Origin of the sequence: Pseudomonas sp. 2995-1 (assembly GCF_002742505.1) — a bacterium.
GTDB classification, from domain to species: domain Bacteria; phylum Pseudomonadota; class Gammaproteobacteria; order Pseudomonadales; family Pseudomonadaceae; genus Aquipseudomonas; species Aquipseudomonas sivasensis.
The window spans coordinates 166,196-183,958 of the sequence record NZ_LJSA01000490.1; the positions used below are offsets into that span (position 1 = coordinate 166,196).

13 protein-coding genes are annotated in these 17,763 nt (G+C 58.9%); 7 read left to right on the forward strand and 6 right to left on the reverse strand.

All coding sequences use genetic code 11. The features are described 5' to 3' along the window. Positions 1-235 precede the first annotated feature (235 nt). Positions 236-385, forward strand: coding sequence for a hypothetical protein (locus AOA61_RS31315; protein WP_158234824.1), 150 nt, complete (start codon positions 236-238; stop codon positions 383-385). Here the strand turns inward: AOA61_RS31315 and AOA61_RS25375 are convergent. From AOA61_RS25375 to AOA61_RS25385, 3 genes are all read right to left on the reverse strand, one after another. Further along, positions 382-1,848 carry a hypothetical protein gene (locus AOA61_RS25375; RefSeq protein ID WP_099602976.1) on the reverse strand — a complete coding sequence of 489 codons (1,467 nt, stop codon included), beginning with the start codon at positions 1,846-1,848 and terminating at the stop codon, positions 382-384. The two genes, AOA61_RS31315 and AOA61_RS25375, sit on opposite strands and share 4 nt — an antisense overlap. A 245-nt stretch (positions 1,849-2,093) precedes the next feature. Continuing rightward, positions 2,094-2,990, reverse strand: a complete 897-nt coding sequence (locus AOA61_RS25380; RefSeq protein WP_099602977.1) for a DMT family transporter — start codon at positions 2,988-2,990, stop codon at positions 2,094-2,096. 64 nt (positions 2,991-3,054) lie between these two features. Then, positions 3,055-4,680 carry a methyl-accepting chemotaxis protein gene (locus AOA61_RS25385; protein ID WP_095185387.1) on the reverse strand — a complete coding sequence of 542 codons (1,626 nt, stop codon included), beginning with the start codon at positions 4,678-4,680 and terminating at the stop codon, positions 3,055-3,057. A gap of 387 nt (positions 4,681-5,067) precedes the next feature. Between AOA61_RS25385 and aceK the strand changes: the two genes are divergently transcribed. Then, a complete protein-coding gene (gene aceK, locus AOA61_RS25390; protein WP_099602978.1) occupies positions 5,068-6,789 on the forward strand; it encodes a bifunctional isocitrate dehydrogenase kinase/phosphatase in 1,722 nt (573 codons plus the stop codon). 42 nt (positions 6,790-6,831) lie between these two features. Here aceK and AOA61_RS30955 read toward each other — a convergent pair whose 3' ends face one another. Next, positions 6,832-7,686: a hypothetical protein gene (locus tag AOA61_RS30955; protein ID WP_143521256.1), complete on the reverse strand. Its 855-nt coding sequence runs from the start codon at positions 7,684-7,686 to the stop codon at positions 6,832-6,834. Between AOA61_RS30955 and hrpA the strand changes: the two genes are divergently transcribed. The 4 genes from hrpA to AOA61_RS25415 all read left to right on the forward strand — a co-directional run bounded on the left by hrpA (position 7,636) and on the right by AOA61_RS25415 (position 13,877). Then, positions 7,636-11,547 carry an ATP-dependent RNA helicase HrpA gene (gene hrpA / locus AOA61_RS25400; RefSeq protein ID WP_099602980.1) on the forward strand — a complete coding sequence of 1,304 codons (3,912 nt, stop codon included), beginning with the start codon at positions 7,636-7,638 and terminating at the stop codon, positions 11,545-11,547. The genes AOA61_RS30955 and hrpA overlap by 51 nt on opposite strands. A 329-nt stretch (positions 11,548-11,876) precedes the next feature. Continuing rightward, positions 11,877-12,998, forward strand: coding sequence for a beta-ketoacyl-ACP synthase III (locus tag AOA61_RS25405; protein ID WP_099602981.1), 1,122 nt, complete (start codon positions 11,877-11,879; stop codon positions 12,996-12,998). A gap of 37 nt (positions 12,999-13,035) precedes the next feature. Beyond that, entirely contained in the window at positions 13,036-13,650 is a 615-nt protein-coding gene (locus tag AOA61_RS25410) for an RNA polymerase sigma factor (RefSeq protein ID WP_032887701.1), read from the forward strand. Beyond that, positions 13,644-13,877 carry an anti-sigma factor gene (locus AOA61_RS25415; RefSeq protein ID WP_032887702.1) on the forward strand — a complete coding sequence of 78 codons (234 nt, stop codon included), beginning with the start codon at positions 13,644-13,646 and terminating at the stop codon, positions 13,875-13,877. The genes AOA61_RS25410 and AOA61_RS25415 overlap by 7 nt, the downstream gene beginning before the upstream one ends. A 120-nt stretch (positions 13,878-13,997) precedes the next feature. Here AOA61_RS25415 and AOA61_RS25420 read toward each other — a convergent pair whose 3' ends face one another. Continuing rightward, positions 13,998-15,344, reverse strand: coding sequence for a putative porin (locus AOA61_RS25420; protein WP_032887704.1), 1,347 nt, complete (start codon positions 15,342-15,344; stop codon positions 13,998-14,000). Positions 15,345-15,627: 283 nt separating this feature from the next. On the opposite strand from AOA61_RS25420, the gene AOA61_RS25425 reads away from it, so the two are divergent. Continuing rightward, positions 15,628-16,752: a GNAT family N-acetyltransferase gene (locus AOA61_RS25425; protein WP_032887706.1), complete on the forward strand. Its 1,125-nt coding sequence runs from the start codon at positions 15,628-15,630 to the stop codon at positions 16,750-16,752. Between the two features lie 12 nt (positions 16,753-16,764). Here AOA61_RS25425 and aqpZ read toward each other — a convergent pair whose 3' ends face one another. After that, complete coding sequence (gene aqpZ / locus AOA61_RS25430) at positions 16,765-17,466, reverse strand: aquaporin Z (protein WP_099602982.1); 702 nt, start codon at positions 17,464-17,466, stop codon at positions 16,765-16,767. Between the last annotated feature and the right edge of the window lie 297 nt (positions 17,467-17,763).

Sequence of the window (17,763 nt, forward strand, 5' to 3'; positions counted from 1 at the left end):
TCTCAACAAGCCATGCAACTGGTCGAAGATATTGTATTAGGAGCGCAACTGCTTCTGCCTTTGGCTCAAGCGCCTCGAATCCGAACGTTTTAAAACATCGCCTAGGCCTGCGAAGAGGTGATCGTCCTGGCTGTTCTGGAACTTAACTGGTTACTCGACGGTTTTTACCTTTGGCGTAATCGCCCTCATCAGGTTTTGAACACACGCTAAGTAGGCTGACGGTGCAGTCCGGGCCATGATTTCGCTGCCCGACGACATTCCGGATAATCCTGTTTTGCCCAAGCAACTGTTGCTTGAGGCGCTCAGCCGTCAGGAAGAAGTGCCCGGGCTTATCAAACCCACATCGTCGTTGGCTCCTCGCAACTCGAATGCCCGTGCGCTTTAGAAGCACGCTATCACTGGTTTGTCTAATGATATTGTGGAGCTGCTGCCGGTTGTTTCAATGTAGAGGTCGATCGGCCTTTTACTTTTTTTGAATGCAATTTGCACGCGCGCCTCACCAGCATTGTAATACCGGCTGATGCTTTCAAACTTGGAGCGTCCCTCACGCCGCCACTTTAACGTAACATACTCCCCCTTAGGGAGCGTAAGGCTTACGGCGTAACCTACGTTACGGCTGTTCTCGCAAATGTGTTCGACCAATTTTGTTATTCCGGCTGCAATAGCTGGGCCATCAGCTGATATACCCGGTATTTGGCCAGATTTAGTAATTTGTATTGAGTACCCTACGTCATCCGCTCCGAGTGGAGCGGTGGGGATTTTCAAGTCTTTTTCGAATTTAGAGAACTTCGCATAACCTCGATAATTGGTGTCGGTCTGCTTGATAGTATGCAGGGAGAATATAAGTACATATCCCAAGGCTATAAAGGTAGTTCCATTTAAAACGGTAATAGTCCTAATGTTGTTAAACGTGGCGATTATGATTAGGGCGTAAGGTACTACAAAATATCGACCGCCATTCAACAGCGGACTCAATGCCTGAGGCATGCCCTTCAGTGAGTAGAGTGCTGCGATAAAGGTAGCGAGGCCGCAAGCAACTAACGGCCATGAACCTCGGGCGGGGCGAATCATGGTTGTTAAAAATCCAACCCAAAATACTGAGGATGCTATGCGAGTTAAGAGGTTGTCCGATCCAAACGTTAAGAACGTGATCAGACTCGAAACCCAATGATCGATGATGGGATCAAGCTCTTGCGCGTTCCTAGGGTTGTTAAAAAGGACTACTGTTTGTAATGCTGCACCGATTGTGATGGTGGCCAGGAGCGCATATCGCTTATGGCGCACGCATTGAATGGCGGCGATGGGTAAAAAAAGTATTGAAAAAGGCCCGGTTAACGAAAGAACGGCGACGACTGGGATGGATCGATTTCCGAACGCCCAAGGCATTGATGCGATGACAGCCAGGACACAGCCAAGCCACCACTGAGAATTGGTAAGATTTAGAAAGGTTTCTCCTGAGTGAGGTTGTAGCAACGCAGCAAGCGGGACCATAAAGCTGATTAGTGCAAAATGTGGCCGGTCAGCCATTACTCTTCTTACTGACCAATACAACATAAGGGTGGAGAGCAGCCATCCACTGAAAAATATTATTGGTATCAGTGGAGCATTCACGACTGTTGCTAGAAACGCAAAAAGCCGTGGAAATAGGTGCAAGTACCCTGAGTAAGGATGAAACAGAGAGTAGAGCCCTAAGTGAACGGCCTTTGGATAAAATTCGGCACCATCCTCCGCCCAGAGCGAGTTGCTGGCAAAATCAAGCATCCCGTAGCGTAACGACATCAGGGCCAGCACAGCCACGGCGAATAGGAGGAACTGCGTGCTGGCAGGGTGTTTTTTGAAGATTTCCATATCAGTTATCCATTAACTTATAAGCCTGCCTATCGGTTATTGATGTTGCTGTGGGGGCCGGCCGTTGATCATCGGTGATTGCCACTGCGCCATCTTCCTGCGCCGTTGAAGTTTGGCCTGTGCCGGCGGGCTCGGCACCATACCTTCTGCGATACGGGGAAGCAACGGTCATTGAGCATGTAGGTTCGAGCACCGCAGATTGACTGGAAACCCAGTAAATTTGTCATTAAAAGTCGTGGCAAAAATTACCGGGCCTTAGCCACCTTCCCCACCCGCAACACCAACCACAACGCCCCCCCAATCAACGCCCCGCCGTATAGATGCGCCATCGATAACGGTTCGTCGAGCAACAACGCCCCCCACAGCACCCCAAACGGCGGGATCAGGAAGGTAGTGGTCATCGACCTCACCGGTCCAATAGCCGTCAGCAACCGGAAGTACAAAACGTACGCCAACGCCGTACACCCCAACCCCAACCCGAGCAACGATGCCCACACCTCCCAGCCACCCCAACTCGCGGGCGGATGTAGGGCGGCGCTGTAGGCGAAGAGCGGCAACAGAAACAACGTCGCGCCGAGCATGCTGCCCAAGGCGGACAGGCGACTGTCCAACCCGCCACGCTGGTCCAGCCAACGCCGCGCGAGGAAGCCGGCGAAGCCGTAACAGGTGGTCGCCATCAGGCAGGCCACCGCACCCATCAGCAGCTCAAGATCAAAGGCCACCGGCCCGGCGCGCGTGAGTACGCCTACACCAAGCAGGCCAAGGCTCACCCCGGCGATTTTTGAAGCGGTGAGCCGTTCGCTGAAGAACAGCCCGCCGATCAATACGCCCATCAGCGGCGTGGTGGCATTAAAGATCGCCGAGTAACCGGCCGGCAGCACTTGGGCGGCCACGGAGTACATGGTCGCCGGGATCCCGGAGTTGATCACGCCGAGCAACAGGACTGTCTTGAACTTGCCCTGGAAATCCCAGCGCACTCGCATTACTGCCAGCATCACCAGCAGGCCTGCAGCGGCAATCGATACGCGGAAAAACGCGGTCGGCACGGGGCCGATTTCCGGGGCGATGATGCGCATGAACAAAAAGCTCGCGCCCCAAATGGCGGCCAGCCCCAACAGGTACAGGGTGTCGACAGGTCTCACGGAATATTCCTACATCAATAAGGCCGCGAGTGTTGCCCAGTCACCTGTCCGACACAATCACTGTTTACACGACAAACCGCGTCACCAAACCGTTGAGGTCCACTGCCAGGCGCGACAATTCCTGGCTGGCGGCCGAGGTCTGGGTAGCGCCGGCGGCGGTCTGGGTGGACAGGTCGCGGATATTCACCAGGCTGCGGTCCACTTCGCGGGCCACCAGCGCCTGTTGCTCGGCGGCGCTGGCGATCACCAGGTTGCGCTGGCTGATCTGCGAGATGGCGGCGGTGATTTTCTCAAGGGCGCTGCCGGCGCTGTTGGCCCGTTGCAGGGTCTGGCCAGCGTGCTCTGCGCTGCTGTTCAACGCTTCGACGGTGTCCTGCGTGCCTTGCTGGATACCGCTGATCATCTGCTCGATTTCTTCGGTGGAATCCTGTGTGCGCTGCGCGAGGGAACGCACCTCGTCGGCAACCACCGCAAAACCGCGCCCGGCTTCACCTGCGCGCGCCGCTTCAATCGCAGCGTTGAGGGCCAGCAGGTTGGTTTGCCCGGCAATGCCACGGATGACTTCCAGCACCTTGCTGATGTCCTGGGCCTGTACCGCCAGGCCTTCGGCTTTGTTCGAGGCGCCGAGTACTTCATCCACCAGGTTCTGGATCGAGCTGATGGTTTCGCTGATCTGGTAGTGGCCGTGCTTGCTGTCTTCATCCGAGGCCTGGGACGCTTCGGCGCTGGAAACCGCATTGCCCGCCACTTCGTCCACGGCCGCGCTCATCTGGGTAACGGCGGTGGCGGCCTGTTCGATTTCATCGTTTTGCGCTTGCAGGCCGCGCGTGCTCTGTTCCATCACCGAGCTCATTTCTTCGGCGGCCGAGGCCAGTTGTTGCGCCGATTCGCTGATCCCACGGATGGTGGTCTGCAACTGCGTCTGCATGGTGACCAGGGCGCCAAGCAGTTGGGCCGGCTCATCATTGCCGCTGACGTTGATCGGTTGGCTCAAGTCGCCGGCGGCGATGGTGCGCGCCACGGACAGCGCCTGGCTGAGCGGCGCGGTGATGCTGCGGGTCAGCAGCCACGCCAGCAGCAAAGTGGCGATCAGTGCAATCACGATGATCAGGCCGACCACCCATTGCGCGCTCGAATACATCTGTGCGGCGGAGTCCGCAGCGGCTTCGACACCGTTCTGATTGAAGACGATCAGCTTTTCCAAACTCTGGGTGAGGAGGGTGCCTTGAGGCGCAAGGCGGTTGTTGAGCAGGTCAATAGCGTCTTGTTGCTGATCCTTATCGATCAAATCAACCATTTGGCCGACGATCGCCAGGTAGCCGGCCACGTCGGTTTTGACCTGCTTGAGCATCTCGCGCTCTTCGTCATTGGTCAGCAGGGTTTCATGGCGGGCCAGCAGGGTTTGCAGTTCGTTGCGCTGCAGGGTGATCAGGTTTCTGCTGTTGTCACGCACCCGGGACTCATCGGTGGTCACCAGGCGCAAAGCCTCCAGGCGGATACTGGCCGCGAAGGCCGCGCTGTCGTGGATATTCTCGATGCTCGGCATCCACGACTGCTCGATGACCAGCGCGCTTTCGCGCAGCTTGGCCATCTGCCCCAGGCCGAACAGGCCAACAATCACCAGCAAGCTGGCCAACACCCCAAAACTCAGACTGGCACGCAGACCGATCCTCATGTTCCTCAATGACATCTCAATGCTCCTTGGGCAATTAGAACCTGCTCCCGGATCGGTCTTTTGACCTTGTTAGGGTGGGAGAGGGCGCGCTGTATATCAAAGTGCCATCAAGGTGGTAATCGGGGTTTCCCTTAGTTGGATCCAACGCTTGAGGCGGGATCAAAATTGGAATTGGCACCGCTATTTCTGGCACCAAGTGCCAAGCCCCGCCGTTAGCGGCTATTGGTCAAACGGATGACGACTAATAGGTGTTTTTATTGACCGTATGGTCGAATTAAAAAATTGAAAACAAATGTACGATGTGAACGAAGTTGTACAACGCAGCGCAAAAAATCAGCCTTCTCCTGCTTACATACACTGGCTAAGCTCAGGGCTTCCCGATGCTCGTTCGAGGTTTTCCGCATGTCGCAACCCACGCCCGCCCTCGCTATCGCCCGCACGATCCTCGACGGCTTCGACGATTACCGTGAGCACTTTCGCCAGATCACCGATGGCGCCCGCGAGCGTTTCGAAAAGGCCCAGTGGCAGCAGGGCCAGGCGGCGTCCGCGGCGCGGATCAACCTGTACGAAGAGAAGGTCTCTGAGGTGATCGCTGGCCTGCGCGCCCGTTTCGAAGACGCGGACTTACTGGATGTCGACCTGTGGCCCTTGGTCAAAAGCGCCTACATCGACTTGATCGACCTGCGTTTCGACGATGAGCTGTCCGAGACTTGGTACAACTCGATCTTCTGCGGCCTGTTCAGCCACGACCTGATCAGCGACGGCTGCATGTTTATCCACACCACTCGGCCCAGCCTGCGCCGGGCGCGGGCAGCGCAGACCCGCACCTATACGCCCGCCGGTAAAATCGGCGAGATGCTTGCGCAGATCTTTGCGGACTACCGTTTCAGCGAGCCCTACGCCGATCTGAACGCAGACCTGCAGCGCCTCGAAGCGCAATTACGGGAAAACTTGCCCGATTGGGTGTGCAAGGACCCGGACCTCAAAGTCGAGTTGTTTTCTTCGGTGCTCTACCGCAACAAAGGCGCCTATCTTGTAGGTCGCCTCTACACCCGAGATGAACAATGGCCCCTGGTGATTCCGTTGTTGCACCGCGAAGGGCAGGGCATCCAGATCGATGCGTTGATCACCGACGAAGCCGATGTGTCGATCATCTTTTCGTTTACGCGTTCCTACTTCATGGTCGACGTACCGGTGCCCGCGGAGTTCATCGGTTTCCTCAAGCGCATCCTGCCGGGCAAGCACATTGCCGAGCTGTACACCTCTATCGGCTTCTATAAGCATGGCAAGTCGGAGTTCTATCGCGCGCTGATCAATCACCTGGCCACCACCGACGACCAATTCATCATGGCGCCGGGCGTGCGGGGCATGGTCATGAGCGTGTTCACGCTGCCGGGTTTCAACACCGTGTTCAAGATCATCAAGGACCGCTTTTCACCGTCGAAAAACGTCAACCGCGCCACGGTCATCGAGAAGTACCGGCTGGTCAAAAGCGTCGACCGTGTGGGGCGCATGGCCGATACCCAGGAGTTTGCCGACTTCCGTTTCCCCTTGAGCAAGTTCGAGCCCGAGTGCCTTGCCGAGTTGCTGGAAGTCGCCGCCGGCACCGTCGAAGTAGAGGGCGACACCGTGCTCATTCGTCACTGCTGGACCGAGCGGCGCATGACCCCGCTCAACCTGTACCTCGAAAACGCCAACCCCGCCCAGGTGCGCGAAGCCCTGGAGGACTACGGCTTGGCCATCAAGCAACTGGCGGCGGCGAATATCTTCCCCGGCGACATGCTGCTGAAGAACTTCGGCGTCACCCGCCACGGCCGCGTGGTGTTTTATGACTACGACGAAATCTGCTTTCTCACCGAAGCCAATTTCCGCCACATCCCCGAGCCACGCACGCCCGAGGATGAAATGGCGTCGGAACCCTGGTACTCCATCGGTCCGCTGGACGTGTTCCCAGAAGAATTCCCGCCGTTCCTGTTCGCCGACGCCGGGCAGCGCAAGCTATTTGATGAATTGCATGGCGAGTTGTACAACGCCGACTACTGGAAGGGGCTACAAGAAGCGATTCGCGCGGGGAAGGTGATTGATGTGTTTCCGTACCGACGCAAGGAGCGCGGTTATTCCTGAGGGGCGAGGTGTGCTGGAACCCCCGCCCTGAGTCAGCCGGCGTCAGACGATGACACATACGCCCTTGGTTGCCTCCACGCCCATGCTCCTTAAATGTTGCAGCGCGGGCCTCAAGTCACTTTGCTTGGGTAAGTAATGGCCTGACGTATTGGATAGACAAACTTTCCCCAGCAGGTTTTTTTTCATGTACCCGGCACTGACGATCTTCTGCGACTGACCGGGGCCAGCGCCGATTTCGGCAATGGCGGGGTGAGACATCCACTTGGGTGGCACGTTTTTGTCGATGTTGCCGACTACCAATTGGCCGCCTTGGGTAAGCACAAACTTATTCAACGAAGTTGGTTTATCCAGGATCTTCAGGTCTTTTGGCTGATTGACGTTCACCAACTGACCTCTGGGGTTTTTGGGGTTCAGCGCCGCGCCTGCCAGGTGCAGCTCCGCATTCAGGTCCCGCGCTTTTGTATTGTTCAGCAGCGCATAGCCAACGGAAGTGCAGCAGGGTAACGGCGAGCCTTTATAAGGCGTGACGTCGTGATGTGTGTTGGCGTGTGAATGCGAGAAACTGCCGCTGGTAGAGCGATGGGGATTAATAGGCATACGAAATCCTCTTGGGGGGGGCAGATTTGAACCCCGCGTCGCTCGCTCAATACATCGGATTTCAGCTTTAACGCGTGGGAAGGGTGGTCGGATTTTTGTAGGAACCGTCCTTGTGATCGGGTTGCCAGCGCCGTTACCCGATGACGCAACGTCTCCCGTCCTGCCGAAATCTGCGACAATCGCGTCCATTCCATCGACTGATGCTGCGCAGGCCTCACCTGCCTCACCCAAAAGACCCTTGCCGCCCTGATGACTGACCAAGCGCCCGCTATTGACCAACTGCTGAAAAACCTCGATCACGCCATGCTCGCCGACCGCCACCGCTTGCGGCGGCAGTTGCTTGAGCTGCGCAAGAAGCCCGACGAGGAAAAACTGGCGCAGTGGGTCACGCGCATGCAGGCGTCCTGCGCCCAGGTCACGGCACGGCGCGCCAGCCTGCCGGTGATTCGCTACGACGACAGCCTGCCGATTGCCGCCAAGCGCGACGAGATCAAGGACGCGCTGAACAAACATCAGGTGCTGATCATTGCCGGCGAAACCGGTTCGGGTAAAACCACCCAGTTGCCGAAAATCTGCCTGGAAATCGGTCGCGGCCAGTACGGTTTGATCGGTCACACCCAGCCACGCCGGATTGCCGCGCGCAGCGTTGCCAGCCGGGTTGCCGAAGAGTTGGCCACGCCTTTGGGCGCGTTGGTGGGCTACCAGGTCCGGTTCGAGGATCAGAGCGATTCCAACACCCTGATCAAGCTGATGACTGACGGCATCCTGCTGGCCGAAACCCAGAACGACCGTTACCTGGAACGCTACGACACGATCATCGTTGACGAAGCCCACGAACGCAGCCTGAACATCGACTTCCTGCTCGGTTACCTGAAAACCCTGCTACCGCGTCGCCCGGACCTCAAAGTCATCATCACCTCGGCCACCATCGACCTGGAGCGCTTTTCCAAGCACTTCGACGATGCACCGATTGTCGAGGTCTCGGGTCGCACGTTCCCGGTGGACACGTGGTACCGCCCGCTGACTCTGGAACAGGACGAAGAGGGCAACCGCGTCGAGGATGACTTGACCGTTGACCAGGCGATTCTCGCCACCCTCGATGAAATCGCCGCTTACGAGCGCAGCGAACGGCGCAGCCCCGGCGATGTGTTGGTGTTTTTGCCGGGCGAGCGCGAGATTCGTGACGCCGCCGAGATGCTGCGCAAGGCCCAGCTCAAGCACACGGAAATCCTGCCGCTGTACGCGCGCCTGTCACCGGCCGAGCAGCAGCGGATTTTCCAATCCCACCCGGGCCGGCGCGTGGTGCTGGCGACCAACGTCGCGGAAACCTCGCTGACCGTGCCTGGCATTCGTTATGTGATCGACAGCGGCACCGCGCGCATCAGCCGCTACAGCTACCGCGCCAAGGTGCAGCGCCTGCCGATCGAGGCGATTTCCCAGGCCAGTGCCAACCAGCGTAAAGGTCGGTGCGGCCGGGTCGAGCCGGGTATCTGCATCCGTCTGTTCAGCGAAGAAGATTTTATCGGGCGGCCGGAATTTACCGATCCGGAGATCCTGCGTACCAACCTCGCCGCCGTGATCCTGCAGATGCTGCACCTGCGCTTGGGTGAAATCACCGACTTCCCGTTTATCGAACCGCCGGATGGCAAGGCGATCAGCGACGGTTTCAACCTGTTGCAAGAGCTCTCGGCCGTGGACCGCAACAGCCAACTCACCCCGCTGGGCCGCCAACTGGCGCGCCTGCCGGTGGACCCGCGCATGGGGCGCATGTTGCTGGAAGCCGCCAAGCTCGGCAGTTTGCAGGAAGTGCTGATCGTCGCCAGCGCCATGTCGATCCAGGACCCGCGCGAGCGTCCGCCGGAGCGCCAACAGGCCGCCGACCAGGCCCATGCACAGTGGAAAGATCCCGATTCGGACTTCGCCGGGCTGGTCAATTTATGGCGCGGCTTTGAAGAACAGCGCCAGGAGCTCACGGCCAGCCCGTTACGCAACTGGTGCCGCAAGAACTTCCTCAACTACCTGCGCCTGCGCGAGTGGCGTGATTCCCATCGCCAGTTGAGCCTGATCTGTCGTGACATGCAGCTGACCATCAACAAAGAACCGGCTGACTTCCCGAAACTGCACAAAGCGGTGCTCTCCGGCCTGCTCAGCCAGATCGGGCAGAAGACCGAAGACGGTGACTACCTCGGTGCGCGCCAGCGGCGCTTTTGGATTCACCCCTCGTCGGGTATCGGCAAGAAGCGTCCGCAATGGCTGATGACCGCCGAACTGGTGGAAACCACCAAGTTGTACGCGCGCATGGTCGCCAAGATCGACGCGGACTGGATCGAACCGCTGGCCGGGCACCTGATCAAGAAAAACCACTTCGAGCCGCATTGGGAGAAGAAGCGCGGCCAAGTGGTGGCGTTTGAGCAGATCACCTTGTTCGGGTTGATTGTGGTCGGGCGCCGGCCGGTGCATTACGGGCCGATTGACCCGGTGGTGTCCCGCGAGCTGTTTATCCGCGAAGGCCTGGTGCGCGGCGAGATTCAATCCCGCGCCAAGTGCCTCACGGCCAACCAGCAACTGCTGGAACAACTCGACGAACTGGAAGCCAAGGCCCGCCGCCGCGACATCCTGGCCGATGAAGAAACCCTGTACGCCTTCTACGACGCGCGCTTGCCGGCGGAGATCCACCAGACCGCCACCTTTGACAGCTGGTACAAGGTCAACAGCCAGAAAGACCCGCAACTGCTGATCATGCGCGAAGAAGACGTGCTCGCACGTGAGGCCAGTGAGGTCACCGCCGCGCATTACCCGGACACCCTGCACTTGGGCGACCTGGAGCTGGCCCTGAGTTACCACTTCGAACCCAACCACCCGCGCGACGGCGTGACCCTGCGCGTACCGGCGCCGCTGTTGCCGGCCTTGCCGCCGGAACGTTTGGAATGGCTGGTGCCGGGGGTGATCGAAGCCAAGTGCATCGCTCTGGTGCGCAACCTGCCCAAAGCGCTGCGCAAGAATTTCGTGCCGGTGCCGGACTTCGTAAAGGCCGCACTGCAACGCATCGAGTTCGGTCAGGGCTCGCTGCCCCAGGCGCTGGGGCGTGAACTGTTGCGCATGACCGGCGCGCGGGTCAGCGATGAAGCTTGGGCCGAGTCGGCGCAGCAGGTGGAAAGCCACCTGAAGATGAACCTGGAAGTGGTCGACGGCCAAGGTAAGTTCCTCGGCGAAGGTCGCGACTTGGCTGAGCTGACCGCACGCTTTGCCGAAGCCAGCCAAGCCGCGTTGGCCGTGCCGCAAACGGCGAAAAGCCAGCAGCCGGTGGAAGCCAAGGTGTTCGCCGCCGTGGCCGAGAAAACCCAGCAAAAGATCGCTGGGCTGTCGATGACGGTGTACCCGGCGCTGGTGGAAGAAAACGGTACGGTCAAGGAAGGTCGCTTTTCCACCGCCGCCGAGGCTGAGTTCCAGCATCGCCGCGCGTTGCAGCGTCTGCTCATGCAGCAACTGGCGGAACCGGCGAAATTCCTGCGCGGCAAGCTACCCGGCCTCACCGAGTTGGGGCTGATGTACCGTGAATTGGGGCGTATCGATGCGCTGGTGGAAGACATCCTGCTGGCGAGCCTAGACACCTGCGTGCTCGAAGGCGAAGCCAGCCTGCCGCGTGATGGCGCTGGCTTGGCCGCTTTGGCCGAACGCAAGCGCGGCAGTTGGACCGAACACGCCGAACGCCAGGCGCGCTTGACCCTGGAGGTGCTGAAACTCTGGCACGGCTTGCAAAAGCGCTTCAAAGGCAAGATCGACCTGGCGCAGGCGGTGGCCTTGAATGACATCAAGCAGCAACTGAGTAATTTGGTCTATCCAGGTTTTGTGCGGGAAACCCCGGCGCAGCGGTTCAAGGAGCTGCCGCGTTACCTCAAGGCCATTGAGTTGCGTCTGGAAAAACTGCCGAGCCAGGTGCAAAAAGATCGGGTGTGGAGCAGCGAGCTCAGCGGGCTGTGGGGGCAATACCAGAACCGCCTGAACAAGCATGCCCAGGAAGGTAAGCGTGATCCTCAATTGGAGCTTTATCGCTGGTGGCTGGAGGAATATCGGGTGTCGTTGTTTGCCCAGCAGTTGGGCACCAAAGTGCCAATTTCCGACAAGCGCTTGAGCAAGCAGTGGACGCTGATCGAGGCCTGATCCCTTCACGATTTCCAGCATCGACAAGGTTTCAATGTGGGAGGGGGGTTGCTCCCGATGGCGGTCTATCAGAAACAAATTCTGTAACTGACACACCGCTATCGGGAGCAAGCCCCCTACCACACATTAAAAAGGTGTTTGTCTGGGAAGTGGCGCCAAACCCCAGCGTTTGTGGCAAACTTCGCGCCCATAAATGCCGGGATCGTCGTAGCAGCGACGCGATGGAATAAAGCGATGCCAGTTTGATGTCCGCTGGGCGGAATAGAACTACTCACAGTTTGGTACGACGGTACCAATATCTTCTGCCTGACAGATTTAGAGGAACGACCGTGCATAACGTCGTCATCAGCGGCACTGGCCTTTACACCCCTGCCAACAGCATCTCTAACGAAGAGCTGGTGCAGTCTTTCAATACCTACGTGCAGCAGTTCAATGCTGCCAACGCCGCTGCCATCGAGCGTGGCGAGGTGCAGGCGCTGACTGAGTCCAGCGCGGCCTTTATCGAAAAGGCGTCAGGCATCAAGAGCCGCTTCGTGATGGACAAAGACGGCATTCTCGATCCGCAGCGCATGGCCCCACGCCTGCCTGAGCGCAGCAACGACGAATGGTCGGTGCTCTGCCAGATGGCCATCGGCGCCGCCGAACAAGCCCTGCAGCGCGCAGGCAAGACCGCCGCCGACATCGACGGCGTGATCGTCGCCTGCTCCAACCTGCAGCGCGCCTACCCGGCCATTGCCATCGAAGTCCAGGAAGCCCTGGGTATCGCCGGGTTCGGTTTTGACATGAATGTGGCGTGCTCCTCGGCGACCTTCGGCATCCAGAACGCCGCCAACAGCATCCAACTCGGCCAGGCCCGGGCGATCCTGATGGTCAACCCGGAGGTCTGCACCGGCCATCTGAACTTCCGCGATCGCGATAGCCATTTCATCTTTGGTGACGCCGCTACTGCTGTGGTCCTGGAACGTGCCGACCTGGCAACGTCCGAGCACCAGTTCGATGTGGTGAGCACCAAGCTGCTGACCAAGTTTTCCAACAACATCCGCAACAACTTCGGCTTCCTCAACCGTGCGGCGGAAGAGGGCATCGGCGCGCCCGACAAGCTGTTCGTGCAGGAAGGCCGCAAAGTCTTCCGCGACGTATGCCCGATGGTGGCCGAGCTGATCGGCGTGCACCTCGAAGAAAACCAGTTGAACGTGGCCGATGTGAAACGCTTCTGGCTTCACCAGGCCAACCTGAGCATGAACCACCTGATCGTGAAGAAACTGCTGGGCCGCGAAGCCACGGTAGAAGAGGCCCCGGTGATTCTCGATACTTACGCCAATACCAGCTCTGCTGGCTCGGTGATTGCGTTTCACACCTACCAGGATGACCTGCCCAAAGGGTCGGTTGCGGTGCTCAGTTCGTTCGGTGCAGGTTATTCCATCGGCAGCGTGATCCTGCGCAAGCGTTGATCCTGCGACAGGCCTTGCAGTGAAATCGAGGTAGACAATGGCAGCAGCGGACGACGCGCATCTGCTTGAACGCCTGCTCAAGGGTGATCAACGGGCTTACAAGGAGTTGGTCACTACCTACCAGAGCGCCATGCGGGCGGTGGCATATGCCATCGTCGGCCAGCGCCATGCCGATGAAATCGTCCAGGACGCCTGGTTGTCGGTAGTGCGCAACCTGTCCAAGTTCGAAGGCCGGTCCAGCCTCAAGACCTGGCTGCTGACCATCACCGCTAACGCCGCCAAGGGACGCTACAAGCAGAATCGTCGTGAGGTGTTGCTCGACGATTTGCCTTCGCCCCACGGCACCATCGGCGATGACCGCTTTACCCCCGACGATGGCCACTGGGCGGTCGCCCCCTTTGCCTGGCATCAGGACACGCCGGAAGCCTTGCTGACCGAGGATGAGCTGCGTGATTGCCTGGAGCATACGCTGCTGAGTTTGTCGCAGTTGCAAAGCAGCGTCCTGGTGCTGCGTGAACGCCAGGGCCTGGAGTTGGAGGAGATTTGTAATCTCCTGACGCTCTCACTCTCCAATGTCCGTGTGCTGTTACATCGAGCACGGCTTAAAGTCTTTGCCACGGTGGAGCATTTTGAGGAAACGGGCGAATGTTGACCTGTAAAGAACAAGTGGCACGTTCCAGTGACTATCTCGATGGGCAATTGACCTTTCGCGAGCGCTTGCTGGTGCGTCATCACTTGATGTTCTGCCCGAACTGCCGCCGGTTTATCCGTCAGATGCGCCTGATGCAGGCGACCCTGAAGATCATGCCGGATGAGCCGGTGAAGGATGTGGATGCCTTGGCGCAACGGCTGGCTGCCGAGCGGCTCAAGGATCAATAAAGGCGGGGTAGAAGCAGACTCGCGTGGCGCGATCGAACGGATGATGGGGATCGATCTCGCCACGCAAGGCTGTTGCAACCACCTCGGGCCGTCCTGGCCCAAGGCTTATTACACGTACTGTTAGAACTTGGCTTCTGCGTCCAACTGCAGGGTATTGGCATTGGCGTCGCGGTAACCTGCGACGCTGGCGTAGTCTGCCTTGGTCAGGAAGTAAGTCGCGCCGATGGCGAAGTTCTTGTCGATGTCGTAACCGACCTTGAACTTGTGACCCCGTGCACCGGTGAAGCCGCCGGCGAAGTCCGAGTCGGTGAGGGCACCCACCACCGCGTAACGCTGCACATCGCGGTAGTTGTAGTCCAGGTTCAGGCCAAACACCTTGGACTTGGCACCCAGCAACCAGGCTGTGTCCTTGTCTTTATCAGTGGCTTTGGTGTTTTGCACGTACTGGCCGTAGAACGACAACGGTACGGCCAGGCCGCCGATATCGATTTGGCTGAAGCCTTCGTACAGGCGGTATTCGCTGGCATTGCCGGCCGTGGTGTTCGCCACGGTTTCAGCCGGGGTCAGGCACTGGAAGGAACCGGCGGTCGGGCAGCGGCTGTCTTCGTCATTCTGGAACGCATAGACACTGCCGCCCAGCGTCAGCTTCAGGTTGTCGGTCAGGGTGAAACGCGAGCCCAACTGGCCGGCGGTCATGCGCAGGTCATTGCGAAATTGCACGCCGTCGCCATTGACGTTGTCTTTGAGGTTGTAGTTACCCAGGCTGCCGAACAGCTCGGCGCTGCTCCCCAGTGGGTATTTGTAGGTCAGGGCCAGACCTTCCGGGTTGATATCGCTATCCCAGATCACGTCGCCCATGCTGACCCACGGTTGCAGCATCTTGCCGCCGATCACGTGCAGGTTTTTGATCTGGTCCGGGTGGTAGTCGATGTAGCCCAGGTCCAGCCAGATCGACTTCTTGTTGAAGTAGCCATCCAGGTCCTGGTTGGTGGAACGGGCGTCGTCGCTGCTACCGGTAGCAATGCGGATGCCGGTATCCACTTGTGGGTTGATTTCGGTGTAGGCGCCCAGACGCGCGCGGATGCGCTCACGGTCCTTGTCCTTGCCGCCATTGTTGGGGGTGCCATCGATCTTGATGGTCTCGTGGCGGAAACGTACATCACCCTTGAACTGTGTCTTGGCTGCCCAAGCCAGCTTCTGGTCGAAGCTGCTCAGCTCATTGGTTTTTTTCGCGGTGGCCGCGATCTGTTCGTTGCTCTCTTGCTGAGCTTGCCGGGCGATCTGCTGTTCTTTCTGGTCTTTGGCCAACTCGTTTTGCAGTTCGGTGTACTGCGAAGCGGTGATCTGGCCGTTGGCCTTGAGCATGTCGAGCAGTTTAGCGTCGACTGCAGCGCTGGCCGGAACGCTCAGGGCCAGTAACAGGCCGCCGCACAGGGCCGCCGCAGTTTTAGTGGAAGCAAGACGCATATCAATCTCCGAAAGTGAGGAGGGATGGCAAACCATCCAGGACACAACCGACCGATGACGGACGGAAAAATAGCCGACTGGTAGAACCAGGCGCTCTAAAAACAGGCGTCAGTATCGCGATGGTTTATGACGCAGCAGTGGCGAAGTGATGTCATCTGTGTGACAAATTCTTTTGCTTCGGAACTATTGTTTTAGAGCCTTGTCGGGCGATTTGAGGGTGTGTGAAACCTAGCGATAAGCGATACTCGCGGAGCTTTTACGCCCTGATGTAGTGAGGATGCCGATGCCGTTGCAACGCCTGCAAAGCTTGTCCGAAATAGCCCCGCAGACCTGGGATGCCTTGGTGCCTCAGGCCCAACCGTTCGTGCGGCACGCGTTCCTGAGCGCCCTCGAAGACAGCGGCAGCGTCGGCCCGCACTCCGGCTGGCAGCCGGAGCATTTACTGCACTGGGAAGGTGATCGGCTGGTGGCGGCACTGCCGGGTTATCGCAAGTGGCATTCTTATGGCGAATACGTGTTCGATCACGGCTGGGCCGATGCCTGCGAGCGGGCCGGTATCGAGTACTACCCCAAATTGCTGACAGCTGTACCGTTCAGTCCGGTCAGTGGCCCGCGCCTGTTGGCGGCCAACGCACAGGACGGTTTCGAATTGCTCAACAGCCTGCCGGGCTACCTGGAAATCGAAGGGCTCTCCAGTGCGCATATCAACTTTACCGATGCCTTGGCCGATGAGGCCTTAGCCCTGCAACCGGGCTGGATGCAGCGCTTGGGCTGCCAGTTTCATTGGCAGAACCGTGGCTACCGTGACTTCCAGGATTTCCTCGACGCCCTGAGTTCACGCAAGCGCAAGCAGATGCGCAAAGAGCGTGAGCAAGTGGCGGGGCAGGGTATCGACTTCGAATGGTTGCAAGGCCATGAGTTGAGCGAGGCGCAGTGGGATTTTGTCTACGCCTGCTACGCCAACACCTACGCGGTGCGCCGCCAATCGCCCTACCTGACCCGCGCGTTTTTCAGCCTGCTGGCCGAACGTATGCCCGAGGCAATCCGGGTGGTGCTGGCCAAACAAGGCGCGCGGCCGGTGGCCATGGCCTTCAGCCTGATCGGTGGTGATAGCTTCTACGGCCGCTACTGGGGTTGCCTGGCGGAGTTCGACCGCCTGCATTTCGAAACCTGTTTCTACCAGGGCATGGACTACGCCATTGCCCACGGCGTGCAACGCTTCGACGCTGGCGCCCAGGGCGAGCATAAATTGATTCGCGGGTTTGAGCCGGTGATCACCCACTCATGGCATTACTTGCGCCATCCAGGGTTGAAGAATGCCGTGGAGGATTTTCTTGAGCGTGAGCGGGTAGGGATTCTGGCGTATGCCGAAGAGGCGAGGGCGGCCCTGCCTTATCGGCAGGGCTGACCCCCGCTGGTTTCAGGCTGAGTCCTCCCTGCCCAGCCATCGATAGGTAACACCGCCGATGACTGCACCGAGGATCGGCGCGAGCCAGAACATCCACAATTGCTGGATCGCCCACCCGCCCACGATCAGTGCCGGCCCGGTACTGCGAGCCGGGTTGACTGAGGTGTTGGTGACAGGGATGGAGATCAAGTGGATCAAGGTGAGCGCCAGGCCAATGGCAATGGGCGCGAGGCCCTTAGGGGCGCGGTGGTCGGTGGCGCCGAGGATGATCAGCACGAACATGGCCGTCATCACCAGCTCGCACACCAACCCCGCCGCCATCGAATAACCGCCCGGCGAATGCTCGCCATAGCCGTTGGAGGCCAGCCCGCCGGCCAGTTCAAAGCCAGGCTTGCCGCTGGCGATGAAGTACAACAATGCGGCGGCGACTACCCCGCCAATGACTTGGGCCACGATGTACGCCGGTAACTCCCTGGCCGGAAACCTCCCGCCCACTACCAGCCCCATCGATACCGCCGGGTTGAGGTGACAACCGCTGATATGCCCAATGGCAAACGCCATGGTCAGCACCGTGAGCCCGAACGCCAGGGACACGCCCAACAACCCGATCCCGACAGCAGGAAACGCGGCGGCCAACACCGCACTCCCGCAACCGCCCAACACCAGCCAAAACGTACCCAGCCCCTCTGTGACTGAACGCTTGAACAAAGACATGCAGCACGTCCTTGATAGATCACTCTACCGAATCAGTAAATCAATGATGCTCCCTGCAGATTTACTTCAGCGCCCGTCTGGGCACTGCACTCAGTACAGCACGGTTTTTACACAAATCCAGGCGATGAAAAAGCGCCAAAGGGCTGTGGGCGTTGGCGCGAACTGCACATTCTACTGAGTGGCTGGCTACTGAATGGCTGTGAGCAAATGTGGGAGAGGGCTTGCCCCCGATAGCCGTGTGTCAGTCACCGATGCAGCAACTGACACACCCTCATCGGGGGCAAGCCCCCTCCCACA

Coding starts and splice junctions, on each gene's coding strand:
- aqpZ (WP_099602982.1), bottom strand. CDS start 17,466: ATGTCTTTGTTCAAGCGTTCAGTCACAGAGGGGCTGGGTACGTTTTGG.
- AOA61_RS25410 (WP_032887701.1), top strand. CDS start 13,036: ATGGCAGCAGCGGACGACGCGCATCTGCTTGAACGCCTGCTCAAGGGT.
- AOA61_RS25415 (WP_032887702.1), top strand. CDS start 13,644: ATGTTGACCTGTAAAGAACAAGTGGCACGTTCCAGTGACTATCTCGAT.
- aceK (WP_099602978.1), top strand. CDS start 5,068: ATGTCGCAACCCACGCCCGCCCTCGCTATCGCCCGCACGATCCTCGAC.
- AOA61_RS31315 (WP_158234824.1), top strand. CDS start 236: ATGATTTCGCTGCCCGACGACATTCCGGATAATCCTGTTTTGCCCAAG.
- AOA61_RS25385 (WP_095185387.1), bottom strand. CDS start 4,680: ATGTCATTGAGGAACATGAGGATCGGTCTGCGTGCCAGTCTGAGTTTT.
- AOA61_RS25420 (WP_032887704.1), bottom strand. CDS start 15,344: ATGCGTCTTGCTTCCACTAAAACTGCGGCGGCCCTGTGCGGCGGCCTG.
- AOA61_RS25425 (WP_032887706.1), top strand. CDS start 15,628: ATGCCGTTGCAACGCCTGCAAAGCTTGTCCGAAATAGCCCCGCAGACC.
- hrpA (WP_099602980.1), top strand. CDS start 7,636: ATGACTGACCAAGCGCCCGCTATTGACCAACTGCTGAAAAACCTCGAT.
- AOA61_RS25375 (WP_099602976.1), bottom strand. CDS start 1,848: ATGGAAATCTTCAAAAAACACCCTGCCAGCACGCAGTTCCTCCTATTC.